The organism is Bacillus sp. GbtcB10 (assembly GCF_019091365.1).
Lineage (GTDB): Bacteria > Bacillota > Bacilli > Bacillales > Bacillaceae > Bacillus > Bacillus altitudinis.
Genome location: NZ_JAGXJP010000003.1, coordinates 594,101 through 618,255, shown reverse-complemented (window position 1 = coordinate 618,255; position 24,155 = coordinate 594,101). Strand labels below are relative to the sequence as shown.

General features: G+C 42.5%; 26 protein-coding genes and 2 other annotated features. Of the genes, 23 read left to right on the top strand and 3 right to left on the bottom strand.

Annotated elements, in window-relative coordinates; all coding sequences use genetic code 11:
* Positions 1-28: 28 nt before the first annotated feature.
* On the bottom strand, positions 29-217 hold the full coding sequence (locus KVT11_RS13430; RefSeq protein WP_003216497.1) for a hypothetical protein: 189 nt from the start codon (positions 215-217) through the stop codon (positions 29-31).
* A 169-nt stretch (positions 218-386) separates the two neighbouring features.
* Positions 387-616, top strand: a binding site (T-box leader).
* 59 nt (positions 617-675) lie between these two features.
* Here KVT11_RS13430 and KVT11_RS13425 point away from each other — a divergent pair.
* The 20 genes from KVT11_RS13425 (at position 676) to pheA (ending at position 18,758) form a co-directional block, all read left to right on the top strand.
* Positions 676-3,318 (top strand): valine--tRNA ligase, encoded by a 2,643-nt coding sequence (locus tag KVT11_RS13425; RefSeq protein WP_108611472.1) that lies wholly within the window; start codon positions 676-678, stop codon positions 3,316-3,318.
* A gap of 65 nt (positions 3,319-3,383) precedes the next feature.
* Positions 3,384-4,688 (top strand): bifunctional folylpolyglutamate synthase/dihydrofolate synthase, encoded by a 1,305-nt coding sequence (locus tag KVT11_RS13420; protein WP_282598419.1) that lies wholly within the window; start codon positions 3,384-3,386, stop codon positions 4,686-4,688.
* Between the two features lie 149 nt (positions 4,689-4,837).
* Positions 4,838-5,569 carry a prepilin peptidase gene (locus tag KVT11_RS13415; RefSeq protein WP_210552106.1) on the top strand — a complete coding sequence of 244 codons (732 nt, stop codon included), beginning with the start codon at positions 4,838-4,840 and terminating at the stop codon, positions 5,567-5,569.
* 157 nt (positions 5,570-5,726) lie between these two features.
* On the top strand, positions 5,727-6,743 hold the full coding sequence (locus tag KVT11_RS13410; protein ID WP_046527137.1) for an SPOR domain-containing protein: 1,017 nt from the start codon (positions 5,727-5,729) through the stop codon (positions 6,741-6,743).
* A gap of 177 nt (positions 6,744-6,920) precedes the next feature.
* Positions 6,921-7,490 (top strand): Maf family protein, encoded by a 570-nt coding sequence (locus KVT11_RS13405; RefSeq protein ID WP_046527127.1) that lies wholly within the window; start codon positions 6,921-6,923, stop codon positions 7,488-7,490.
* Positions 7,491-7,538: 48 nt separating this feature from the next.
* Positions 7,539-8,213 carry a RadC family protein gene (gene radC / locus KVT11_RS13400; RefSeq protein WP_026050121.1) on the top strand — a complete coding sequence of 225 codons (675 nt, stop codon included), beginning with the start codon at positions 7,539-7,541 and terminating at the stop codon, positions 8,211-8,213.
* 90 nt (positions 8,214-8,303) lie between these two features.
* On the top strand, positions 8,304-9,323 hold the full coding sequence (locus tag KVT11_RS13395; protein WP_007501538.1) for a rod shape-determining protein: 1,020 nt from the start codon (positions 8,304-8,306) through the stop codon (positions 9,321-9,323).
* A gap of 27 nt (positions 9,324-9,350) precedes the next feature.
* The gene (gene mreC, locus KVT11_RS13390; RefSeq protein ID WP_007501536.1) at positions 9,351-10,250 is read left to right on the top strand and encodes a rod shape-determining protein MreC; all 900 of its coding nucleotides are present in this window, start codon (positions 9,351-9,353) and stop codon (positions 10,248-10,250) included.
* A complete protein-coding gene (mreD, locus tag KVT11_RS13385; protein WP_008342803.1) occupies positions 10,247-10,765 on the top strand; it encodes a rod shape-determining protein MreD in 519 nt (172 codons plus the stop codon). The genes mreC and mreD overlap by 4 nt, the downstream gene beginning before the upstream one ends.
* 54 nt (positions 10,766-10,819) lie before the next feature.
* Positions 10,820-11,503 carry a septum site-determining protein MinC gene (gene minC, locus KVT11_RS13380; RefSeq protein ID WP_007501533.1) on the top strand — a complete coding sequence of 228 codons (684 nt, stop codon included), beginning with the start codon at positions 10,820-10,822 and terminating at the stop codon, positions 11,501-11,503.
* A 2-nt stretch (positions 11,504-11,505) separates the two neighbouring features.
* Positions 11,506-12,309: a septum site-determining protein MinD gene (minD, locus tag KVT11_RS13375; protein ID WP_017358134.1), complete on the top strand. Its 804-nt coding sequence runs from the start codon at positions 11,506-11,508 to the stop codon at positions 12,307-12,309.
* Between the two features lie 109 nt (positions 12,310-12,418).
* Positions 12,419-13,210 carry a M23 family metallopeptidase gene (locus KVT11_RS13370; RefSeq protein WP_008342800.1) on the top strand — a complete coding sequence of 264 codons (792 nt, stop codon included), beginning with the start codon at positions 12,419-12,421 and terminating at the stop codon, positions 13,208-13,210.
* Positions 13,203-14,072 (top strand): M50 family metallopeptidase, encoded by an 870-nt coding sequence (locus KVT11_RS13365; protein WP_024718398.1) that lies wholly within the window; start codon positions 13,203-13,205, stop codon positions 14,070-14,072. Before KVT11_RS13370 ends, KVT11_RS13365 begins: the two co-directional genes overlap by 8 nt.
* Before the next feature lie 66 nt (positions 14,073-14,138).
* Positions 14,139-14,212: a sequence feature (ribosomal protein L21 leader region), on the top strand.
* A 12-nt stretch (positions 14,213-14,224) separates the two neighbouring features.
* The gene (rplU, locus tag KVT11_RS13360) at positions 14,225-14,533 is read left to right on the top strand and encodes a 50S ribosomal protein L21 (RefSeq protein ID WP_003216781.1); all 309 of its coding nucleotides are present in this window, start codon (positions 14,225-14,227) and stop codon (positions 14,531-14,533) included.
* A 14-nt stretch (positions 14,534-14,547) separates the two neighbouring features.
* Positions 14,548-14,886 (top strand): ribosomal-processing cysteine protease Prp, encoded by a 339-nt coding sequence (locus tag KVT11_RS13355; protein WP_007501524.1) that lies wholly within the window; start codon positions 14,548-14,550, stop codon positions 14,884-14,886.
* 12 nt (positions 14,887-14,898) lie between these two features.
* Entirely contained in the window at positions 14,899-15,183 is a 285-nt protein-coding gene (gene rpmA / locus KVT11_RS13350) for a 50S ribosomal protein L27 (protein ID WP_003216586.1), read from the top strand.
* A 277-nt stretch (positions 15,184-15,460) separates the two neighbouring features.
* Positions 15,461-16,054 (top strand): sporulation initiation phosphotransferase B, encoded by a 594-nt coding sequence (locus KVT11_RS13345; protein ID WP_007501522.1) that lies wholly within the window; start codon positions 15,461-15,463, stop codon positions 16,052-16,054.
* Between the two features lie 21 nt (positions 16,055-16,075).
* A complete protein-coding gene (gene obgE, locus KVT11_RS13340; RefSeq protein WP_007501521.1) occupies positions 16,076-17,362 on the top strand; it encodes a GTPase ObgE in 1,287 nt (428 codons plus the stop codon).
* Between the two features lie 55 nt (positions 17,363-17,417).
* A complete protein-coding gene (locus tag KVT11_RS13335; RefSeq protein WP_008342790.1) occupies positions 17,418-17,861 on the top strand; it encodes an ACT domain-containing protein in 444 nt (147 codons plus the stop codon).
* A gap of 18 nt (positions 17,862-17,879) precedes the next feature.
* Positions 17,880-18,758: a prephenate dehydratase gene (gene pheA / locus KVT11_RS13330; RefSeq protein WP_017358133.1), complete on the top strand. Its 879-nt coding sequence runs from the start codon at positions 17,880-17,882 to the stop codon at positions 18,756-18,758.
* A 24-nt stretch (positions 18,759-18,782) separates the two neighbouring features.
* On the opposite strand, the gene KVT11_RS13325 is transcribed toward pheA, so the two are convergent.
* Together KVT11_RS13325 and KVT11_RS13320 are read right to left on the bottom strand one after the other, a co-directional pair.
* Entirely contained in the window at positions 18,783-19,322 is a 540-nt protein-coding gene (locus tag KVT11_RS13325; protein WP_017358132.1) for a transcription repressor NadR, read from the bottom strand.
* A 3-nt stretch (positions 19,323-19,325) separates the two neighbouring features.
* Entirely contained in the window at positions 19,326-20,474 is a 1,149-nt protein-coding gene (locus KVT11_RS13320) for an IscS subfamily cysteine desulfurase (protein WP_116307229.1), read from the bottom strand.
* A gap of 92 nt (positions 20,475-20,566) precedes the next feature.
* Between KVT11_RS13320 and nadB the strand changes: the two genes are divergently transcribed.
* From nadB to nadA, 3 genes are read left to right on the top strand one after another with little or no spacing between them, the layout of a single operon-like run.
* Positions 20,567-22,138 carry an L-aspartate oxidase gene (gene nadB / locus KVT11_RS13315; protein ID WP_217609015.1) on the top strand — a complete coding sequence of 524 codons (1,572 nt, stop codon included), beginning with the start codon at positions 20,567-20,569 and terminating at the stop codon, positions 22,136-22,138.
* Complete coding sequence (gene nadC / locus KVT11_RS13310) at positions 22,120-22,983, top strand: carboxylating nicotinate-nucleotide diphosphorylase (RefSeq protein WP_017358129.1); 864 nt, start codon at positions 22,120-22,122, stop codon at positions 22,981-22,983. The genes nadB and nadC overlap by 19 nt, the downstream gene beginning before the upstream one ends.
* Complete coding sequence (nadA, locus tag KVT11_RS13305; protein WP_035701737.1) at positions 22,970-24,079, top strand: quinolinate synthase NadA; 1,110 nt, start codon at positions 22,970-22,972, stop codon at positions 24,077-24,079. Before nadC ends, nadA begins: the two co-directional genes overlap by 14 nt.
* The last annotated feature ends 76 nt before the right edge of the window (positions 24,080-24,155 follow it).

The window sequence follows — 24,155 nt, the reverse complement described above, 5'->3', positions numbered from 1 at the left end:
AAGAGTGAGCCTGCAGCTTTCAGCTCTCTTAAAACCAATCAAGGTGAAAGGCACAGGCGAGAAATATAAGAATTCCTAAGATGAGGACGTCAAATGTTGTGGGAAAAATGATCGTGCGAAAGCCTTGAAATATGGCAATCGGGAGAACGACTTGGGAGGCAACTGCCCGAATTTGTCTAAGCCATGGGGGGAGTGTGTAAGGATTGATCTTTTTCAAAATAAAACGCCCTCCTTCTTTATTTTGTTATTATCATATGGGCAAAGAGGCAAAGGGTGCCTGCCCAATTTGTATAAAGAAGAAGAAAAGCGGAAAAGATGATTGACGAAAACAAAAGGCATTTAGTAATATTAATAAAAGATGAGTATAAGCTGATGAACGTGATATATCGTAAGCGTGGATCAGGAAGAGTACGAGCAAGACCCTAAAGAGAGGGAAACCAATAGCTGAAAGGTTTTCTAGGATGCACTTGTTTGGAAGGTCGCCTGTGAGCTTAATTTCTTGAAACATGTAGTAGAGAAATTCGGGAGATCCCCGTTATCCTTTAGAGAGTACGGAACACGTCTAAGTGTCTCGTGAAAAAAGGTGGTACCGCGAAAAAGCTTTTTCGTCCTTTTATAAGGATGAGAAGGCTTTTTTTATGTTTCATCAGCCGAAAAAATGTGGAGGTAACACAAATGGAAACAAATAATCAAGAAATGCCAACAAAGTACGATCCAAATGCGATTGAAAAAGACCGCTATACGTACTGGCTTGAAGGGAAATTCTTCGAAGCACAAAATGACAAAACGAAAGATCCATATACAGTCGTCATTCCTCCACCAAACGTGACAGGAAAATTACACTTAGGGCATGCTTGGGATTCAACCCTTCAAGACATCGTGACTCGTATGAAACGGATGCAGGGCTATGATGTTTTATGGCTGCCAGGAATGGACCATGCGGGTATTGCAACACAAGCCAAGGTAGAGGCGAAGCTTCGCGAAGAAGGTGTGAGCCGCTATGATCTCGGACGTGAAAAATTTGTAGAAGAAACGTGGAAGTGGAAAGAAGAGTATGCCGATTTTATTCGCAGCCAGTGGGCGAAAATGGGTCTAGGTCTAGACTATTCGCGTGAGCGTTTCACATTAGATGAAGGCTTGAATAAAGCAGTCCGCCAAGTGTTTGTTCAATTGTATGAAAAAGGATTGATCTATCGCGGAGAATACATCATTAACTGGGACCCAGCAACAAAAACGGCCCTTTCTGATATTGAAGTCATCTACAAGGATGTACAAGGTGCGTTTTATCACTTGAGATATCCGCTTGCAGATGGATCAGGTTCGATTGAAATTGCGACAACAAGACCTGAAACGATGCTGGGAGATACGGCAGTCGCTGTACATCCTGAAGATGAACGCTATCAGCATTTGATTGGGAAAACAGTTGTTTTACCAATTACAGGCCGAGAGATTCCAATCGTCGGGGATGACTATGTCGATATGGAATTTGGATCAGGAGCTGTAAAAATTACGCCGGCTCATGACCCGAATGACTTCGAGCTTGGAAACCGTCATAACCTAGAGCGCATTCTTGTGATGAATGAAGATGGCACAATGAATGGAAACGCACTTCAATACAAAGGAATGGACCGCTTCGAATGTCGTAAACAGCTTGTGAAAGATCTTCAAGAAGAAGGCATTTTGTTCAAAATTGAGGACCACATGCATTCAGTTGGTCACAGTGAGCGCAGTGGCGCTGTAGTGGAGCCATATTTATCAACACAATGGTTTGTGAAAATGCAGCCGCTTGCAGATGAAGCCATCAATCTGCAAAAAGGTGATGAGCAAGTTCAATTTGTTCCAGACCGATTTGAAAAGACGTATTTACACTGGATGGAAAATATCCGTGACTGGTGTATTTCTCGTCAGCTATGGTGGGGCCACCGCATCCCGGCTTGGTATCATAAAGAAACGAAGGAAGTATACGTGGGACTTGATGCGCCAGAAGATATTGAAAACTGGGAGCAAGATAACGATGTACTTGATACATGGTTTAGTTCAGCGCTTTGGCCTTTCTCTACAATGGGCTGGCCAGATGCAGAAAGTGAAGACTTCAAGCGCTACTACCCAACCAATCTGCTTGTAACAGGCTATGACATCATCTTCTTCTGGGTATCTCGTATGATCTTCCAAGGTCTTGAATTCACAGGAGAAAAACCATTTAAAGACGTCCTCATTCATGGTCTTATTCGCGATGAACAAGGGCGTAAAATGAGTAAGTCACTTGGCAACGGAATTGATCCAATGGAGGTCATCGACAAATACGGTGCGGATTCACTGAGATATTTCTTAGCGACTGGAAGCTCTCCAGGTCAAGATTTACGTTTTAGCTTTGAAAAGGTTGAATCCACTTGGAACTTTGCGAACAAAATTTGGAACGCATCCCGTTTTGCTCTCATGAATATGGAGGGTTTAACGTACGATGAGCTTGATTTGACAGGAGAAAAATCAGTTGCTGATCAATGGATTTTGACACGCTTAAATGAAACAATTGAAAGTGTCACACAGCTTGCTGACAAGTATGAATTCGGAGAAGTGGGCAGACACTTATACAACTTCATTTGGGATGATTTCTGTGATTGGTATATTGAAATGGCGAAACTTCCGCTTTATGGAGAAGATGAAGCAGCGAAGAAAACGACTCGTTCGATCCTTGCGTATGTATTAGATCAAACGATGAGACTTCTTCATCCGTTTATGCCGTTCTTAACAGAAGAAATCTGGCAGCATCTACCTCATGAAGGTGAGTCCATTACTGTAGCGGCATGGCCTGAAGTGAAGCCGGAGCTTTCAAATGAACAGGCTTCTGCTGACATGAAACTGCTTGTTGAACTGATTCGCTCTGTTCGTAACATTCGCAGTGAAGTGAACACGCCAATGAGCAAACAAGTTGAGCTTTACATTAAAGCATCTACATCTGATGTTCAGGAACGTTTAGAGAAAAATCGTTCATATATTGAGCGCTTCACGAATCCAAGTGTTCTTGAAATTGGCACAGATGTCCCAGCTAGTGATAAAGCGATGACGGCTGTTATTTCTGGAGCAGAACTCATTCTACCGCTTGAAGGCTTAATCAACTTAGATGAAGAAATTGCTCGTCTGCAAAAAGAGCTTGATAAACTGACAAAAGAAGTGGAACGAGTTCAGAAAAAGCTTGGCAATGAAGGCTTTATGAAAAAAGCGCCTGAAAGTGTCGTAGAAGAAGAGCGTGCGAAAGAACGTGATTATGTCGCAAAACGCGAAGCTGTTCAAAAGCGTATTGAAGAGCTGAAAGCATAAGAGTGAAAAGACGGCTCCTAATGAATTGGAGTCGTCTTTTTTGAAAATTTCGTATGAAATGAGAGATGACATTGTTTACAACCTATCATGAAGCCATTGAATGGATTCATAGCAGACTCGCTTTCGGTGTCAAACCGGGACTTGAACGAATGAAATGGCTGATGGACAGACTAGACCATCCTGAACAAAAAATAAAAGCGGTGCATGTAGCTGGAACAAATGGAAAAGGATCAACGATTGCATTTACTCGATCCATTTTACAGTCAGCGGGCTATTCAGTTGGAACCTTCACCTCACCATTTATTTTAACGTTCAATGAAAGAATTAGTGTTAATGGGGAGCCGATTTTGGACGAAGAGTGGCTGAGTTTGGTGAACGAAATCAAGCCTTTAGTTGATGAATTAGATGATACAGAGCTTGGTGCAGCAACAGAGTTTGAGATCATTACAGCATGTGCGTTTGCTTATTTTGCCAATGTGCACCAAGTAGACTTTGTCCTCTTGGAAACAGGGCTTGGCGGAAGACTTGATTCTACAAATGTGGCAGCGCCCATCTTAACAGCAATTACGTCGATTGGTCACGATCATATGGCCATTTTAGGCGACACACTTGATCAGATTGCAGCAGAAAAAGCTGGCATTATTAAAACTGGGATTCCAATGATCACGGCCGTTCATCAAGCGGAAGCTCTTACTGTGATTCAACACAAAGCAGAAGAAAAGAATGCGCCGTTTATCTCGTTACATGATACTTGTACCTTTAAGGACCAGCAGCCGACTGAAACAGGTGAACGCTTCACATTCACTACCCCAAAAAGGGAGTACTCGCAGCTAGAGACAGGGTTAATCGGAACGCATCAAAGGCAGAACGCCTCCCTTGCCGTTCTACTGATCGAATGGCTGGAGCAAGAAGGATATATCCATGTGCTAGATGAGCAAGTGTATGAAGGAATTCGGCAAGCGGTGTGGGCTGGAAGATTTGAAAAGATCCAAGATCAGCCTCTTGTTTATTTAGATGGTGCTCATAACGAAGAAGGAATGGACCGTTTAATCGAAACTGTACAAGCTCATTTTTCCAGTAAACAGGTTCATGTTTGTTTTAGTGCGTTAAAAGATAAACCTTACAAACAAATGATCGAAAAGCTTGAAAGGATTAGTTCATCGATTCATTTTGTTTCCTTTGACTTTCCAAGAGCTGAGTCAGCGGAAAAGCTTTATGATTGCAGTCATTTAGAAGCAAAATCGTTTGATGAAGACCCTCGTGCAGTGCTTGACTTCATTCAGAAGAAAAGAGATGACCCTTCAGCAATGATTCTGGTGACAGGTTCCCTTTATTTTATCTCAGATGTACGAAGTCGTATTTTACAGTAAGGAAAAGACGCACATTGCTTCTATGCAGTGTGCGTCTTTTTTCTTTTGATATGTAGGAGAGGGGGAAAATCACTTTTTCGCAAGGTGATCAAAGGTGAATCGCTATGGTACAATCCGGTCTATTCTATTTACGGAAGGAGTCACCTAATTTGATTGATTTTTTTATGTTTTTCACAGGCATGGTCATGGGGTCATTTTTTCATCTAGTTGGTGAGAGGCTTCCAATGAAGCGGTCTATTCTTTTTCCTCGTTCACACTGCGGAGCTTGTAAAGAGCCGCTTTCTTTTCACGACATGCTCCCGCTTGTTTCTTATATTGTATTGAAAGGGTCATGTAAGCATTGTGGAACCCGGCTCTCTTTGCTTTATCCACTGGTTGAGCTGTTGACAGGCGTCCTTTTTTTACTCGTTTATAGACATGCTGGTTTCTCTTTTGAGGGCCTTTTTCTTGTGAGTCTATGTAGTTTATTCGTGATTGCTGTCGTGAGCGATCTTTTTTATATGAGAGTACCAAACGAGCTCTTTCTCTTCTTTTTTCCTCTTTTCGTCATATACCGCACGCAAGAACCGCTTTTTATTTGGTGGGAAGGAGCGGCATCCCTTCTTATTTGTCTTCTTTTGTTTTATAGTTTAGAACATTTCAAGCCAAATAGTATGGGGGGGGCGGATGTCAAACTATTTGGTGTGCTTGCATTTTGCTTCGGATTTAAGCCGTTTCTGATCATTCTTTTTCTTTCGTCTGTCACGGGAATGGTTTACGCAAAGGTGTTTTCTTACAAGGCAAATGAACCCTTTCCTTTTGTTCCTGCCATCGCTTGTTCTTTCTGGCTTTATCTTTTTTGTGGTGATCTGTTAAACCCAATTCGCGATTTTTTTGGATGAGAAAATTGGCGAACACTTTTTGAACCTGCCGACAAAAGTCTTGTTCTTTTTTTTATTGGCTATGTTAAAGTGTGAAACAGAAAGAAGGACGGGTTACATTCGCGCTATTTCATTGGACAGAAAGGTCTTTCTTACAAACAATGTCAGAAAGCGGGGAATGACAGTGAAAAAAAGGCAGGCAAAAAAACAAGGGTTAAAGGTCAATATTAATGGCAAGGAAGAAATGCTGCATGGAGAAGAGCATCAACCTCAAAAACAGCAAGAGGATCAAGTGACGTTTTCGAACTGGGAGGAAAAGAGGCAGTCGGAACAGGAGACAGCCGCTTCCGAGGAGGAACCGTCCAAACCGAAAGAAGAAGATTTTCAATGGGACGATGCAGCTGATCACATTTACCATTCGGATCCAAAGGTCGTCACACCTTATCAAAAGAAAAAAGGTTCTTTTGACCAGAAGTTCAGTAAAAATCGCGGTCCCTTCAAACGAGTGATGACTACGATTGTGTTTGCAGTCGTTCTAGGGACAGGCCTCGGTGTATTTGCATTAAGTTTAAGTAAAGATGGGTCTGCCAATCCATCAGGAGGCGATCATATCAGCGTCTCAGCATCTGGAAGCGGACCTTCGGCGAAAGCTGGGGGAGATGCGCCACCGGCTGATCTTGCAGATACGTCAAAGGACAATGAAGGTGAAAAAAGTGCATCAGGTCATTTTTCAACCTTTGTGGTGCAGGCTGGAAAGTTTTCTTCTGAAAAAGGAGCAGATGACTTAGTGGACAGTTTAAAAGAGGCAGGATATGCAGGTAAAAAGGTATCAATGGATGATGGATATTATGTGATTGCCGGACTTGCCACAGAACAAGGGATGACAAGTGCCGTTGGGAAAAAATTGATCGATCAGCACTTTGAAGCATGGGGAGGAAAAGAGCTCTCGTTTCAAGTGCCAGATGAACTGACAGGTTTAATAGAGAAGGCATCTGTCTTATCCTCTAAGGTGATTGCAGGAGAAGATGTGGATCAAAAAGAAGTCACTCAGTTGATTTCTGAGCTTGAAAATGCCAAAACAACCGACGCACCAGCTAAAAGCAGTTTGCTGAAAGCTGTACAGCTTTTAAATGACCCATCTGCTGAAAATGGCTGGAAATCTCAGCAAGCGCTATTAGATCAACTAAATACGTAAAATCATGTTTTTAACAGCCAAACTAGTCAAAAAATGACTAGTTTTTTTCTTTTGCTTCCAACATAATGATGTAGGAACATGAAAATGGCATTTTCGTCAATTGTCGGTAAGATGTTCATTTGATAGGATGAATGGGTATCTTACTTCTTAGGCTAAACCCTGAAAGGATGAACAAACATGAACCAGTTAATACTCGCATCTCAATCACCTAGAAGAAAAGAATTGCTTGATTTAGCAGGGTTTTCTTATGACATTCAAGCAAGTGATTTAAAAGAAGAAATAAATCGAAACCTTTCTCCTGCTGAGAACGTCCAATGGTTGGCAGAACAAAAAGCAAATGATATTCAAAAAATACATCCCAAAGCTGTGATCATTGGTGCAGATACAATTGTTGCAATTGATGGCAACTGTCTTGGAAAGCCAAAAGACAAGGAAGATGCAGCCTCAATGCTTCAATTATTGTCAGGTAAGACACATCAAGTCTTGACTGGTGTCACGATTCAATCAGAGAATAGAAAAGAAACATTTTATGAACAGACAGACGTGACATTTTGGCCACTTACACAAGATGAAATAGACCGCTATATTGAAACAGGTGAGCCTCTTGATAAAGCTGGAAGCTACGGCATTCAAGGAAAAGGTGCCCTGTTTGTACAAAAAATAGACGGTGATTATTTTTCCGTTGTAGGACTCCCTATTGCTAAAACAGTCAGAGTGCTTGAAACATTTGGTATCACCCCTTTTTGATGACGGGAAGGAATCAAAAAAGGAGTGTAGATCTTGAATCATTTCCCTATGCTGCTGAAGCATTTTCCTCATGATGAAAAGCCGCGCGAACGATTTGTCAAATATGGTCCAAGCAGCTTATCAAACCATGAACTTGTCGCGATTCTTTTGAGAACAGGCACAAAAAAGGAATCAGTTCTTCAAGTGTCCGCAAGACTTTTACAAACATTTGGTGGTCTTCGTTCTGTGAAGGAAGCTTCGATTGAAGAACTGTCAAAGATTCGAGGAGTTGGAAAAGCGAAGGCGATCTCTCTTTTAGCTGCTTTAGAACTCGGCACTAGATTACACCATCAAACGACGGACAATCGTTATGTGATCCGCACGCCGGAAGATGGTGCGAATTTTGTGATGGAAGATATGAGATTTTTGACGCAGGAGAATTTCGTTTGTCTTTATCTCAATACCAAAAATCAAGTTCTTCATAAACATACTGTGTTTATCGGAAGTCTAAATTCGTCGATTGTTCACCCGCGCGAAATTTTTAAAGAGGCCTTTAAACGTTCGGCCGCTTCATTTATATGTGTGCACAACCATCCATCTGGAGATCCGACGCCCAGCAGGGAAGATATTGAAGTCACACAGCGACTTTTTGAATGTGGGAAGCTGATTGGAATACAGCTGCTTGATCATCTAGTGATCGGTGATCAAAAATTTGTGAGTTTGAAGGAAAAAGGGTATTTGTAACACTTTTTTTTTCAATGTTTTACGATATAATAGAGTTTATGAGTTTTTCCCTAAAGGGAATTTTGGTTTAAGAAAGGAAGATACATACATATGTTTGGAATTGGTACAAAAGACCTTGGAATAGATCTTGGAACAGCGAATACGCTTGTTTTTATTAAAGGAAAAGGCATTGTTGTGAGAGAACCTTCGGTCGTAGCTTTGGAAACTGATACGAAGTCTATAGTGGCGGTTGGAAATGACGCTAGAAACATGATCGGTCGTACACCTGGTAATGTTGTGGCACTGCGCCCAATGAAAGACGGAGTCATTGCAGACTACGAGACGACAGCAACAATGATGAAATATTACATTAATCAAGCATTAAAAGGTAAAGGGCTTTTTGCTCGTAAACCGTACGTGATGGTGTGTGTACCATCTGGTATTACAGCAGTAGAAGAGCGTGCAGTCATTGATGCAACAAGACAAGCTGGTGCTCGTGACGCATACCCTATTGAAGAGCCATTTGCTGCGGCAATCGGTGCTAACCTTCCTGTATGGGAGCCAACTGGAAGCATGGTTGTAGATATTGGTGGCGGTACAACAGAAGTAGCCATTATTTCACTTGGCGGTATTGTGACATCTCAATCGATCCGTGTTGCAGGAGACGAGATGGATGATGCGATCAGCAGCTACATTCGTAAAACGTATAATCTTATGATTGGTGATCGCACGTCAGAAGCGATTAAAATGGAAATCGGTTCTGCGCAGCCTGACGTACATGATGAGATGGACATTCGCGGCCGTGACCTTTTAACAGGTCTGCCAAAAACGATCTCTATTACGGCAGAAGAAATTGCAAAAGCGCTTCGCGATACGGTGGAAACAATTGTCGATGCGGTCAAAATGACACTTGAAAAAACGCCACCTGAGCTAGCAGCAGATATTATGGACCGTGGAATTGTGTTAACAGGCGGCGGTGCATTGCTACGTAATCTTGACAAAGTCATTAGTGATGAAACAAAAATGCCGGTCATTATTGCTGAAGATCCGCTTGACTGTGTGGCGATCGGAACAGGGAAAGCACTAGAACATATTCACTTGTTCAAAGGAAAATCTAAAGATAATCGATAATTGGGCGTAAATAAAGAGGTGTAAGACATGCCGCAGTTTTTTATGAATAAAAGATTAATGTTGCTCCTTGTCTGTGTCATCGTACTGGTGGCCATGATTGGTTTTTCAGTGAAAAGCGGCAGAGGTGCTTCATGGCCGGAAAAATTAGTGGGGGATACGACAGGCTTTTTTCAAGGTGTCTTTCATAAACCATCACAATTTATTGCCGGTATTTATGGGAACGTACAAGATTTAAAGAACACATATGATGAAAACGAGCGTCTTCGAAAAAAACTTGATGGACAAACCCAATATGAGGCGAAACTTCAAGAACTAGAAGATGAGAACAAAAAGCTTCGCAAGCAGCTCGGATATGTGAACTCTATTCGTGACTACACGCCCATACTTTCAACAGTCATTGCGAGAAACCCGTCCCTTTGGGATAGTTTTGTCATGATTGATAAAGGGAAAAAACAAGGCGTTGAAAAAGATATGGCGGTCACCAATGAGAGTGGTGCGTTAATTGGGAAAATTGAAAGTGATAAGCTCAACAATTTTACGTCGACTGTAAGGTTGCTAAGCTCTACAGATCAAAATAATAGAATTTCAACGAAAATTTTTGCGAAAAAGGGCAAAGAAGAACTCAATGGAATTATTAACGGTTATGACAGCAAGAAAAAAATGCTGACAATGAACATTTTAAAATCCGATGCTGATGGGGATGTCAAAAAAGGAGATCTTGTTGAAACATCTGGAGCGGGGGGCGTATTCCCGCAGGGCTTGACGATTGGGAAGGTAAGTGAAATTGAGCCGGACCATTACGGACTGACAAAAATTATTTATGTAGAACCAGCTGCTGAACTCAATAATTTAGACCGTGTGATTGTTGTGAATCGCAGCACAAGTACGGCAGATGCATCTCAATTAACGAAGGAGGAAGGCTCGTGAAACGTGTCCTTCTTGCTTTCGTCATGTTGTTTATTTTCGTATTTGACAGTATTTTTGTCGATTTAGTGAAGCTCCCATTTGTTTCAGACAATCAAATTTTAGCGCCTCATTTCATCTTACTCGCACTTGTATTTATGACAGCTTTTGTGAATCAAAAATATGGTGTGATTTATGGATTTATCTTTGGACTTTTATATGATATTTCGTATACAGGTATACTTGGTGTTCATATGTTTGGCTTTGGTGCGCTCTGCTATTTGTTAGCAAAAGCCTTCAAAGTCCTCCAAACGAATATGTTAGTCGTTGTCTTTCTATCGATGATTGCTGTTGCAGTGATGGAGTTTTATGTGTACGGCGTTCAAGCGACGATTCAACCAGGTATTATGCCTTTTAATACGTATGTCATCGAACGCTTTATTCCAACGATTCTTTTAAATACTGCTGCGTCTCTCATACTTGTTGTGCCGCTTAGGCTCTTTTTCATCAATGTGAAACAAGGACTGATCGACGAATAAAAGCAGGAGTTTGTCCAATTACGGCGAAATGAGTATGTTGTTGAGGTGAGCATCTTGAAAACTCAAAAACAGCAGTATGTGACAATAAAAGGTACAAAAAATGGATTAACATTACAGTTAAATGATGACTGTTCGTTTGAAGACCTTCTTTCTGGCTTGCGAGAGGTTCTTTTACTTGAGCAATATACAGACGGAAGAGAAGGACATAAAGTCAATGTGCATATTAAACTTGGTTTTCGATATTTAACAGAGGATCAAGAGGCGCGTTTAACTGAAGCGGTGTCTGAAAATGAACATCTCGTCATTCACTCTATTGAAAGTGACGTCATGTCAACTGAAGAGGCGAGACGTTTAAAAGCAGAGGCTGAGATTACTTCTGTAGCAAAAATTGTACGCTCTGGACAGGTGCTTTATGTCGAAGGGGATCTTTTATTAATAGGAGATGTCAACCCTGGCGGCACCATTCGTGCAGGGGGGAATATTTTTGTGCTCGGTGCATTAAAAGGTGTAGCGCATGCTGGATGTAATGGGAACAAACAAGCTGTCATTGCGGCATCTCATATGATTCCAACCCAGCTTCGCATCGCACAGGTGTTTAACCGTGCACCGGATCAAAAAGAAGATGGAAATGAAATGGAATGTGCTTATTTAGATATAGATGGCAATATGATCATTGAACGCCTGCAGCAATTGGCTCATATAAGACCTAATCTGACAAGGCTTGAGGGAGGAATGTGAAATTGGGCGAGGCTATTGTGATTACCTCAGGAAAAGGCGGCGTTGGCAAAACAACAACATCTGCAAACTTAGGCACAGCACTAGCAATTCAAGGAAAAAAAGTGTGTCTAGTTGATACCGACATCGGCCTTCGGAATTTAGATGTCGTGATGGGGCTTGAAAACCGCATTATTTATGATCTAGTCGATGTAGTAGAAGGAAGATGCAAGATTCACCAAGCGCTTGTGAAGGATAAGCGGTTCGAGGATCTGTTGTATCTTTTACCTGCTGCTCAAACAAGCGATAAAACGGCGGTAGAGCCGGAGCAGATCAAAGAATTAATTCAATCATTGAAACAAGACTTTGATTATGTTGTCATTGATTGCCCTGCTGGAATTGAGCAAGGCTTTAAAAATGCTGTATCAGGTGCTGACAAAGCGATTGTGGTCACGACACCTGAAATCTCAGCTGTGAGAGATGCAGACCGAATTATCGGCTTGCTGGAACAAGAGGATATTGAACCGCCTCGTTTGATTGTGAACCGCATTCGTACACACATGGCGAAAAATGGCGATTCGATGGATGTGGATGAAGTTGTCCATCATTTATCAATTGATCTTCTCGGCATTGTAGCCGATGATGATGATGTCATTAAGGCTTCAAACAATGGTGAACCGATTGTCATGGATGCTAAAAATAAAGTTTCCATTGCGTATCGCAATATTGCTCGCCGCGTACTAGGTGAATCTGTTCCTCTTCAATCCTTTGAAGAAGAAAACAAAGGGATGTTTGCGAAGCTGAAAGCATTTTTCGGTGTAAGAGCATAATGATTCACGTGAGATGAGACCGATTCGATGAGAATCGGTCTTTTTGTTGCATATCATATGAGGTCGCCACATAAAATGTACAAACTGTTTGTATGTAAAGGGTGATCTTATGAAAAGAGTGGACGAGTATCGAAAGAAAATAGCGCAGCGCCGCAAAATGAAGCAGCCAGCTGCTGCCCCTAAGAAGGCAGCTTTCAAGAAGAAAGATGATATTCCGCCATGGGTCATGTTAACAGAAGAAGAAAAGCATTCTGGCTCGGCTTCCTACGAGTCAACGTCTCACCAAACGAAAAAATTTCGCCATCCGTTATTTCATTCAAATACGTTTGTGCTTAAATGTTTACTTTCTGCCTCTCTCGTACTGATTGCCGCTATTTCATTTAAAGGACAGGCGGGGCCTTTTCAGCAGCTGAAGCCGATGATCAGTCAAACCTTTGAACAAGATTTTCAATTTGCGGCCGCCAACCGGTGGTTTGAGAAAACTGTCGGAAACCCACTTGCCTTTTTGACCGATAAAAAAGAAGGACAAAAGGACGTACAAGCCAATCAAGAGCTGGCTGTCCCTGCCTCTGGAAAAGTGCAGGAATCCTTTACGCAAAATGGTGCCGGAGTGAAAGTTGAAACATCTGCTGAAGCCATCGATAGTATGAAAGAAGGCTATGTCGTAGAAGTGAAAAAGAAAAGTGATACGGGGCTCACAGTCGTGGTGCAGCATGCAGATAACAGCTACAGCTGGTACGGTCAACTAAAAGAAGCTGATGTGGCTTTATACGATTTTGTCGATAAAGGTGAAAAAATTGGTCAAATTGCGCTTGATGAACAAGGCAAGGGGACATATTACTTTGCCATTAAGCAAAATGAACAGTTTATTGATCCCATTCAGGTGATGACCTTTGAATAGATGGCTGCTCATGCTGACAAAGGTCCATGTTCACCCGCTCCTTTGGATAGTCATGGCATTTGCCATGCTATCAGGTCAAATTAAGCCGCTGCTTTGTCTGCTCATCATCGTCTGTGTCCATGAGCTTGGACATGCAGCGGCTGCTTGTTATTATCACTGGCGGATTCGGCGGATTTTTTTACTGCCATTTGGCGGGGCGGTAGAAGTAGAAGAGCACGGGAACCGTCCGCTAAAAGAAGAGCTGGCGGTCATTTTATGCGGACCGCTTCAGCATGTCCCGCTCCAGCTCGTCGCCTGGCTTCTCATGGAAGCCTCACTTATCTCATATGATGTCTTTACGATGTTTACTTTTTATAATGTAGCGATTTTTTTAGTGAACCTTTTGCCCATTTGGCCACTTGATGGCGGGAAATTATTCTTTTTGCTCTTATCTGTTTTTTACCCTTTCCAACAGGCACATGCCCTTGCAATAAAAGGATCTCTCATTTTTTTCGGTCTTTTGACAGCAGGGTTACTCTGTTTTGCTCCGCTGCAATTCAACGGCTGGATCCTGCTCACTTTTTTAGCCTACTCGCTTGTGATGGAGCACCGGCAGCGGCATTATATCAGGGTACGTTTTTTACTAGAACGTTATTACGGTAAAAAAGAGCAAAAGGTAGAGAAACTCATTCCGCTGAGAGCCAGTGCTGAGGAGAAAATATATGAAGTGATGGCGCGATTCCAAAGGGGCTGTAAGCATCCCATTATTATCGAACGGAATGGTGTGAAAATGAGCCAGCTCGATGAAAATGAATTGCTCCATGCTTATTTTTCAGATCGAAGAACCACCTCTTCCATGGAAGATCTTCTTTTACCGTACTAATGGTAAAAATACATTGACATTCAGCGTCTAATTTGATATATTTTTTAATGTTATGGATATGTAGCACCCGTGCTACAACCGCGCGGAGCAGGTGTAAAGTGCCTATTGGCCCCCTGTATTCGGCGAGTCTGAGTTTATTAGGAGGTGCAGAGATGTACGCAATTATCGAAACTGGTGGTAAACAAGTAAAAGTTGAAGAAGGTCAAACTGTTTATGTTGAAAAACTAGCTGCTGAAGCAGGTGAAACAGTTACTTTCGAAAACGTATTGTTTGTCGGCGGAGACACTGTCAAAGTGGGTAACCCTTCAGTTGCTGGAGCAACAGTAACGGCTAAAGTTGAAAAACAAGGTCGCGGTAAGAAAATTACTGTGTTCAAGTACAAACCGAAGAAAAACAACCACAAGAAACAAGGTCATCGTCAACCTTACACTAAAGTTGTTATCGAAAAAATCAACGCTTAAGGCGTGTGAGTGATATGATCAAAGCAACCATTACTCGGTCGCCAGCAGATGAAAGCATTACGTCTTTTCAGATGACTGGACATGCCGAGTTTGCTGAAAAAGGTCAGGATCTCGTTTGTGCAGGTGTATCTGCTGTTGTTTTCGGATCAGTCAATTCAATTATTGCACTGACAGGAATGGATCCACTGCTTGATATTGGAGATGAAGGCGGGTATTTCTCTTTTGAACTGCCAGCTGATACAGATCCAGTCACCTTTGAAAAAGCCCAGTTGCTTTTAGAAGGCATGGTCGTTTCCTTAGAAACAATTGAACGAGATTATCACGATTATGTGAGAATATCTACAAAAAAATAGGAGGTGAACTTCATGCTTAGATTAGATCTTCAATTTTTCGCATCTAAAAAAGGGGTAGGTTCTACAAAGAACGGACGTGACTCTGAGTCTAAACGTTTAGGCGCTAAACGTGCTGATGGTCAATTCGTAACTGGTGGTTCTATCCTTTATCGTCAACGTGGAACGAAAATCTATCCAGGTGAAAACGTTGGACGCGGAGGCGACGACACTCTTTTCGCTAAAATCGACGGAACTGTTAAATTCGAACGTTTCGGTCGTGACCGTAAAAAAGTGAGCGTATATCCTGCGGCACAATAATTGCTAAAAACTCCGGTCATTGACTGGAGTTTTTTTCACTATTCAGGGAGCTTTTGCGCTTTTTACAAGTAGTACCGAAGATGATAAAAGAAGATGCACTCCATAAATATCAAAGAATGTTTGCTGACTTTGCCTCATTTTCTCCTATACGATCAGAAAAAACAACCTTTCCTCACATAACTAGTGTTTTTCTATGCTGTCTTCTCTGTTATAATTCAGGGAGACATATTGATGATAAGACTCCTAAAAGAGAGACCAAACGATTGGGAGTGCGATAATGGAAGAGATACCAAGTAAACAAAACGAAAAATTAACTCACGTTGCATTAACGAATGAATTGATCCATCTACTTAGTCGTTCAAGACACGACTGGATGAATAAATTGCAGTTAATCAAAGGCAACTTGACATTAGAAAAATATGACCGAGTGTTCGAAATAATAGAAGAAATGGTCATTGAAGCACAGCATGAATCCAAACTCTCAAATTTAAAAATTCCCCAATTGGCCTATTACTTTCTAACCTTTAATTGGGAGTCGCATTTTATCACCCTAGAATATGAAGTGCTTGGTGAAACCCGAGACTTATCAGCATATGAATCGCAGCTGCTAACGGTATCACGGGAGTTGTTTTCGATATTCGATCAATCAGTTTGCCAAAAAACTGAAAATCATTTAACGGTCACTTTCCAAACGGATCATGAAGAGAATGATGTGATCTTATATTTTGATTTCAAAGGAAAATTAACAAGTTTGGATGCGTTAAATGCGTTTCATGACGCAAACTATCCATGTATGAGTATAACGCAATTTCATGTGACGAATCACGAGTCCATGATTGAGCTTTGTTTGAGGCAAGAACGAGATATGTGATGCAGAGAAACGGAGGAAGTTATGTTTGTAGATCAGGTTAAAGTGTATGTTAAAGGCGGTGACGGCGGAAACGGTATGGTGGCGTTCCGTCGTGAAAAATATGTGCCAAAAGGCGGGCCAGCAGGCGGCGACGGCGGAAATGGTGCAGATGTAGTATTTGAAGTAGACGAAGGACTCAGAACGTTGATGGACTTTCGTTATAAGCGTCATTTCAAGGCGGACCGCGGTGAGCATGGAATGAGTAAAAATCAGCATGGCCGAAATGCGGAAGAAATGATTGTTAAAGTTCCGCCGGGTACAGTGGTGACAGATGCTGAGACGGAACAAGTACTAGCTGACTTGACAGAGCATGGACAGCGGGCTGTGATTGCCAAAGGTGGACGTGGTGGACGTGGAAATTCACGCTTCGCAACACCAGCAAACCCTGCACCACAGCTGTCTGAAAACGGCGAGCCAGGTAAAGAACGTGACGTCATCTTAGAATTAAAAGTACTTGCAGATGTTGGACTTGTTGGTTTCCCAAGTGTCGGGAAGTCAACACTGCTTTCGATTGTCTCTTCTGCGAAACCAAAAATTGCGGATTATCATTTTACAACGCTTGTGCCAAACCTTGGAGTTGTTGAAACAGACGATAACCGAAGTTTTGTCATGGCGGATCTGCCAGGACTGATCGAAGGAGCGCACGAAGGTGTTGGCTTAGGTCATCAATTTTTACGCCACATTGAACGTACACGTGTCATTGTCCATGTCATTGATATGTCTGGACTTGAAGGGCGTGACCCATACGAAGATTACGTGACGATTAACGAAGAGCTTGAGCAATACAATATGAGATTGACAGAGCGTCCGCAAATCATTGTAGCGAACAAAATGGACATGCCGGATGCAGCTGACAATCTAGCGGCATTTAAAGAAAAATTAACAGATGACTATAAAGTGTTCCCAATTAGTGCGATCACAAGAGAAGGGCTTCGTGAGCTCTTATTTGAAATCGCCAATCAGCTTGAAACAACACCGGAATTCCCGCTCTACAATGAAGAAGAGCTCTCTGATAACCGTGTGATGTACAAGTTTGATGAAGGAGAAGCAGCATTTGAGATCTCAAGAGATCCTGATGGTACGTTTGTCTTAACTGGTAAAGCACTTGAGCGACTGTTTAAGATGACAGATTTCTCAAGGGACGAGTCAGTGAAACGATTCTCTAGACAGCTGCGCGGAATGGGCGTTGATGATGCCCTGCGTGAACGTGGTGCAAAAGATGGAGACATCATTCGTCTGCTTGAATTTGAATTTGAATTTATCGATTGATCAAAAGGAGGGTCCAGTTCATGGGCTCTCCCGTTTTTAAAAGGGGAGAAAACAGGTGAAAGAAGAAACGTTCTATTTAGTAAGAGAGGATGTACTTCCGGATGCGATGCGAAAAACGCTTGAAGTCAAAAAGCTTCTCGATCGCAAAAAAGCGGATTCAGTTGCCGATGCTGTTCAAAAAGCGGATTTAAGCCGCAGTGCTTTTTATAAATATCGAGATGCTGTTTTTCCATTTTATACGATGGTCAAAGAGCAGATCATCACATTGTTTTTCCACCTGGAGGATCGGTCTGGGGCTCTGTCTAGGCTGCTGCAAATTGTGGCTGACTCTGGCTGTAATGTGTTATCCATTCACCAAACGATTCCGTTGCAAGGAAGAGCGAATGTTACCCTGTCGATCAGTACGGCCGGCATGGCAGATGATATCAATACAGTCATGAATCAATTAAGAAAACTTGAATTTGTCGAAAAAGTTGAAATTCTAGGTTCTGGGGCGTAAAAGGAGAGATCATAGCAGATGAAGCAATTAACGGTAGGTTACTTTGGACCAGAGGCCACATTTACTCATTTGGCTGTCTGTTCTTGTTTTCCAAAAGATGCAGAGCAGCGGGCTTATGCAACCATTCCGCAATGTATGGATGCTGTGTCAAAGGGAGAAGTAGATTTGGCGGTCGTTCCACTTGAAAATGCACTCGAAGGATCTGTGAACTTAACAATTGATTATTTAATTCATGAGGACGCTTTGTCCATTGTGGGCGAAATGACAGCACCGATTCGCCAGCACCTGCTTGTCCATCCATCGAGAGCGGAGAGCTGGGAGACATTAGATGTGATTCAGTCACATCCGCACGCCATTGCGCAGTGTCATCAATTTTTGAAGAGACAGTTTCCTAATATCCCGCATCGGCCAGTGGAATCAACAGGCTATGCAGCGAAATACATCAGTGAGCATCCAGATGAAGCTGTTGGTGCGATTGCGAATGAAATCGCCGCAAAAACGTACGGATTGACGATTGCGAAAAAAGACATTCATGATTATCCGCACAATCATACACGTTTTGTCATTTTACATAAAGAGGCGAAGGCATCGTTCCCAATGAATTCTGGTTTTTCTTCAAAGCCAAAAACGACCATTGTTGTCAGCCTGCCAAAGGATGATCAGTCAGGTGCATTGCACCGTGTGTTATCAGCTTTTTCATGGCGGAATCTCAATTTGTCCAAAATTGAATCGCGTCCGACAAAAACAGGCCTTGGACACTATTTATTTATCATTGATATCGAAAAAGAGATGGATGATGTACTTGTCCCTGGCGCCATTCAAGAATTAGAAGCGATTGGCTGTGAAGTGAAACTACTCGGCAGCTATCAAACATATGAATTAACGAATGAAAAATAGTGTCCTCTTGGGGACACTATTTTTTTAGTCTTTAATGAGAAATCCAGCGTCATCAAGCGCTTGAATGGCTTGGTCAAGCTGCTTTTGGCTGTATGAAGTAAGGGTATGTAAGTGTACGCCGTCTGTCAGCTCTGATAAGTAGGAGGCGCCCGTATTAGAAATATGATGAACGAAGTCAGCCACTTGTTTGCGCGTACTCACTCGAATAGAGGCCGTCAGCTCCCCGTAGACAGGGTGCTCAATGATCACGTCTTTCACCGTTACACCGTAGTCTACAATCAGTGTCAGCTCCTCTTCTGTACGATGAGGATCGTGCTTGCAAGCGATAATCTGTTCAATTTCAGTTTCCGGTGTATGCTGCGCCATATACACATAGCCTTGGCTTGTGGCAATAATGGGTTCGTTTTTTGCTTTGAGTAATGAAATATCTTGTACAATGACTTGTCGTGAGACAGCGGCTTTTTTAGCTAAAAAACTTCCGGTGAGTGGTGTATCAGTCTCTTGTAGCCACTTTAAAATGGCGTTTCTTCTTTCTTCGCCAATGAGTTTTCTCTCTTGTTCCACGTTTTATGCTCCTTTCTTCTCCTTTTGCAAGCTCTCAAATGTATGCAAAAGCTGATCGATGTCATCCTTTGATGATCCTCGTCCAAATGATAGTCGAATGAATTGAAGGGCATCACGATCTGATACATGTAATGCCTTCACAGCAGGGGAAGGGTGGTGATAACCAGAAGCGCACGCACTTCCTGTGGATATACAAATCCCATGCCGGTTACAAGCTAACATTACATATTGTCCTTCAAACCCTTCAAAAAAACAACCAATAATATGAGGCAGCGTGCGGCGCTGGTCACTTTCTTGCAGCATGCGGACAGACAGCTTCCGTTTTTTTAGCTGCTGAAGAAAATAATTACGAAGCTGAATATCCAGCTGCTGCTGATGCTCTATTTTCAGCATGATTTGCTCGCTCGCGGCAACAAAAGCACCGATACATGGAACGTTCACTGTCCCTGGGCGTAGACCATTTTCCTGTACAGTATCTTGATATATAGGCTTCCAAGGGACATGTGTCCCCATATAGACAGCACCGGCGCCCTTAGGTGCATACACTTTATGACTCGAAATGGAGAGGGCATCGACCCCAAGTTCTTTAATCGACACATGCATTTTTCCGAATGTCTGCACTGCATCTGTATGAAAAAGAATATTTCTTTCTTTTAAGAGCGTTGCTAATTCAGCTAATGGCTGAATAATCCCAGTTTCTGAGTTGGCATGCTGGATGGATACTAGTCCGGTTTCAGGCAATAGAGCCTGTTTGAGAATCTCCTTTGTGATGATTCCTTCTTGATTCGGTTCTATGACCGTCACCTTCACACCGAGACGCTGCAAGGCATTGACCGCATGATGAACGGAAGGGTGCTCTACTGATGTGGTAATGACATGCTGTTTATGTGGAGGCAGCCCATTTATGATCGATTGAATCGCAAGGATATTGGATTCAGTTCCGCCACTTGTAAAGTAAATGCCATCAGGTTCGCCCCCTAGAATCGCTGCAAGTGATTGTCTGCTGTAAGCCAAGATTTCATTTGCTCTTCCTCCTGCATCATGCAGGCTGCTCGCATTTCCGTAACATTCTTTGCTCAACTGCTGAAATACATGCAGTGATTCCTCAGAAACAGGTGTAGAAGCTGCATAATCTAAATAAATCAAATCCATCCATCTCCTGTGTGAAAATTTTTTCTTGTATTTATTGTAGTGTTGTGTAATGATATGTGTCAAGACAGGTGTAAATGACAGGAGGGGCGATTGTGTCATCTATCAAAAAAGTCATTGTGGTGGGGTCGGGCATTGCGGCTCTTTCCTTTGTGAATACGATCTCAGAGAACTGCCAAGTCATCATGATGACAAAAAAACAATTTTCCTCTAGTAATTCCATGCTCGCACAAGGGGGAATCGCTGCAGCCTTTTCCGCACATGATTCTGTCGATCAGCATGTGCAAGACACTTTAGCTGCGGGGTGTGGTCACAATGATGACAAAACTGTACAGGAGATCGTCCGTCATGGAAAAGATCTTGTAAAGAAGCTCGTAGAAGAGGGCTGCCCATTTGATCGAGATGAAACGGGAATTCCGCAGTTAGGTAAAGAGGGAGCCCATACGACCCATCGTATTCTGCATGCAGGAGGAGATCAAACGGGAAAAACCCTCGTGCAGTTTTTGAAAGGGAAGCTCGGCTCACACATTCATGTATACGAAAATCATCATGTCATGGATCTATTAGTTCATGAAGGGGTATGTACCGGTGTTGTGTGGAAAGACGAAAAAGGTCATGTACATACAATGACCGCAGATGCAGTTGTATTATCCACTGGCGGCTGTGGTTCCTTATATGAAACAAACACAAATGATCCGTCTGTGACAGGAGACGGTCTGATGATGGCCTATCGCGCAGGGGCACAGCTAGTAGATCTCGAATTTGTGCAATTCCATCCGACCCTTTTGACCACTTCAGGTAAAGCGATCGGTCTCGTATCAGAGGCAGTCAGGGGAGAGGGCGCCTATTTAGAAGATGAATCAGGCAGGCGGATCATGAAAGGAATGCACTCGCAGAGCGATTTAGCGCCTAGAGATGTGGTGGCAAGGACTATTTTCCATGAGCAGCAACTCGGTCATTCCATTTATCTGAACATCCGTGATATTCCGCGTTTTTCTGCACGTTTTCCTGCGATTGCTTCGATGTGTCAGCGTGCGGGAGTTGATATGGCAAGCGGAAGGCTGCCAGTTTCACCCGGTATGCACTTTTTAATGGGTGGAATTAAGGTGAATGAACATGGAGAAACAACAGTTCCATCACTTTTCGCCATTGGTGAAGCAGCTTGTACAGGTTTACACGGCGCCAATCGACTGGCAAGTAATTCGCTCTTAGAAGGTCTCGTTTTAGGAAACAAGGCGGCACGGTATGTTGAGCGGTTGCAAACCTGGCAAGATAAAAACCCTGCTCTTTCCATTCAAGAAGTATGGTCTGTCCCAACGGTTTCACAGGCTCAGCTCAGAAAATGGATGACAGCATATGCCGCAATTGTGAGAGATGAGAAAGGCTTACAGACTTTGCTCGATCATTTAAAACAAGTCTCTTTTCAGCAAATTAATGTGAAGAATATCACAAATGAACAGATCGAAATAACTAATCAATGGGCTTTAGCCATATGCCTTGTCAAATCCGCATTACTCAGAACAGAAAGTAGGGGCGGTCATTATCGCACCGATTATCCAAATCGGCACGATGCTTCGTGGCGAGCAAAACAGATTGTACATGATAAGGGCCATATTTACATCATAAAAAATGAAAGGATTGGTGCCAAATGGAACGTTTACAGTTAAAGCAAATGCTCACTCATTTTTTAAAAGAAGATATTGGGTTTGGAGATGTATCCGCTGATGCCATCTTTGGAGACAAGAAAGGAACAGCTTACATCATGGCGAAACAATCAGGCGTATTGGCCGGGACACAAGTCATTGATATGGGATACAAACTGCTGAATGAACAAGTTCAAACTGAGCTGTTTTTCCAGGAAGGTGATTGGATTCATGAAGGGGCTGTACTGGCACAAATAACAGGCCCCGTCAACGACTTGCTGAAAGGGGAGCGGGTGGTGTTGAATATCCTACAAAGAATGACAGGGATTGCTACACTAACGCATGAAGCAGTAGAGCGATTAGCTGATCCATCTATTACGATTTGTGATACGAGAAAGACGACACCCGGTTTGCGCATGCTGGAGAAGTACGCAGTAAAAGTCGGAGGCGGAAAGAATCATCGTTTCGGCTTATCCGATGGGGTGATGATTAAAGATAATCATATTGCGGCTTGTGGTTCTATCAGGGAAGCTGTGGAGAAAGCAAGAGCATACGCCGGTCATATGGTGAAAATTGAAGTGGAAATTGAATCAGAAGCACAGCTGATGGAAGCCATTGAAGCCAAAGCAGATGTCATCATGTTTGACAACTGCTCTCCAGACGAAGTGAAGCGCTTTAAACAAATGACCCCTGAAACCATATTGACTGAGGCATCAGGCGGCATCACGTTAGAGAATGTGGCTAACTACCGGGGGACAGGTGTAGACCTTATTTCACTTGGATTCCTCACACATTCTGCTCCATCATTCGATTTTAGTATGAATATGGAATTCAGCCATAAAGGGGGAACGACTCATGTCCATGCTTGATGTGTTAGCAGCGCAACATACAGCCATGATGCCAGATGAATATAAACTGCGCTCTTATGATGAAATGAAAGAGAGAGTATTAGAGATTAAACGCGCCTTTGGATCAAAGCTTTTTATACCGGGTCATCATTATCAAAAAGATGAAGTCATCCAATTTGCTGATGTGACAGGTGATTCATTGCAGCTTGCACAAATTGCTGCTGACAATCACGAAGCAGAATACATTGTATTTTGCGGGGTTCATTTTATGGCAGAAACGGCCGATATGCTATCAAAAAAGAATCAGCACGTCTTTTTGCCAGATATGAGAGCAGGTTGTTCAATGGCAGATATGGCGAATATGAAACAAACAGACAGGGCGTGGGATCAGCTCACTGAGCTGTTTGGAGATACGATCCTTCCGCTGACTTATGTAAACTCAACGGCTGATATTAAAGCATTTGTCGGCAAGCATGGCGGATCGACTGTCACATCTTCAAACGCTAAAAAAGTATTGGAGTGGGCGCTGACCCAAAAAGAGCGGATTCTTTTTCTACCTGATCAGCATTTAGGGCGTAATACGGCCTATGATTTAGGGATTCCGCTAGAGGAAATGGCTGTCTGGGATCAAATAGAAGAAAAGCTCATCACCGACCAACCGCTTCATCGAATCAAAATGATTTTATGGAAAGGTCATTGCTCTGTTCATGAGAAATTTACCATTGAGAATATTGAACAAACGAGAAAACGAGACCGTGACATACAGATTCTTGTTCATCCAGAGTGTACGCATGAAGTCGTAAAGGCATCTGATCTAGCTGGTTCAACGAAATTTATTATTGATACGATCAAGCAGGCACCAGCAGGAAGTAAGTGGGCCATTGGAACAGAAATGAATTTAGTGAAACGCATCATTGACCAGCACCCTGACAAACAAATCGAATCCCTCAATCCAGATATGTGTCCATGTTTGACAATGAACCGTATTGATCTGCCTCATCTACTATGGTCACTTGAAAGCATTGAAAAAGGGGAGCCGGTCGGTTTGATTCAAGTGAATGAAGAGACGACAAAAGAGGCATTGCTCGCTTTAAATAAGATGCTGACCATTAAATAATGAAGTGTCCCCTCCTATCAGAAAACAAGTTTTTATCATATCGGCTTGTAAATAGGCATAAATTTATGTTGAAACA

Coding starts and splice junctions, on each gene's coding strand:
- KVT11_RS13425 (WP_108611472.1), top strand. CDS start 676: ATGGAAACAAATAATCAAGAAATGCCAACAAAGTACGATCCAAATGCG.
- KVT11_RS13420 (WP_282598419.1), top strand. CDS start 3,384: ATGACATTGTTTACAACCTATCATGAAGCCATTGAATGGATTCATAGC.
- KVT11_RS13410 (WP_046527137.1), top strand. CDS start 5,727: ATGACAGTGAAAAAAAGGCAGGCAAAAAAACAAGGGTTAAAGGTCAAT.
- KVT11_RS13405 (WP_046527127.1), top strand. CDS start 6,921: ATGAACCAGTTAATACTCGCATCTCAATCACCTAGAAGAAAAGAATTG.
- radC (WP_026050121.1), top strand. CDS start 7,539: ATGCTGCTGAAGCATTTTCCTCATGATGAAAAGCCGCGCGAACGATTT.
- KVT11_RS13395 (WP_007501538.1), top strand. CDS start 8,304: ATGTTTGGAATTGGTACAAAAGACCTTGGAATAGATCTTGGAACAGCG.
- mreC (WP_007501536.1), top strand. CDS start 9,351: ATGCCGCAGTTTTTTATGAATAAAAGATTAATGTTGCTCCTTGTCTGT.
- KVT11_RS13370 (WP_008342800.1), top strand. CDS start 12,419: ATGAAAAGAGTGGACGAGTATCGAAAGAAAATAGCGCAGCGCCGCAAA.
- rplU (WP_003216781.1), top strand. CDS start 14,225: ATGTACGCAATTATCGAAACTGGTGGTAAACAAGTAAAAGTTGAAGAA.
- KVT11_RS13355 (WP_007501524.1), top strand. CDS start 14,548: ATGATCAAAGCAACCATTACTCGGTCGCCAGCAGATGAAAGCATTACG.
- rpmA (WP_003216586.1), top strand. CDS start 14,899: ATGCTTAGATTAGATCTTCAATTTTTCGCATCTAAAAAAGGGGTAGGT.
- KVT11_RS13345 (WP_007501522.1), top strand. CDS start 15,461: ATGGAAGAGATACCAAGTAAACAAAACGAAAAATTAACTCACGTTGCA.
- obgE (WP_007501521.1), top strand. CDS start 16,076: ATGTTTGTAGATCAGGTTAAAGTGTATGTTAAAGGCGGTGACGGCGGA.
- pheA (WP_017358133.1), top strand. CDS start 17,880: ATGAAGCAATTAACGGTAGGTTACTTTGGACCAGAGGCCACATTTACT.
- KVT11_RS13320 (WP_116307229.1), bottom strand. CDS start 20,474: ATGGATTTGATTTATTTAGATTATGCAGCTTCTACACCTGTTTCTGAG.
- nadC (WP_017358129.1), top strand. CDS start 22,120: ATGGAACGTTTACAGTTAAAGCAAATGCTCACTCATTTTTTAAAAGAA.
- nadA (WP_035701737.1), top strand. CDS start 22,970: ATGTCCATGCTTGATGTGTTAGCAGCGCAACATACAGCCATGATGCCA.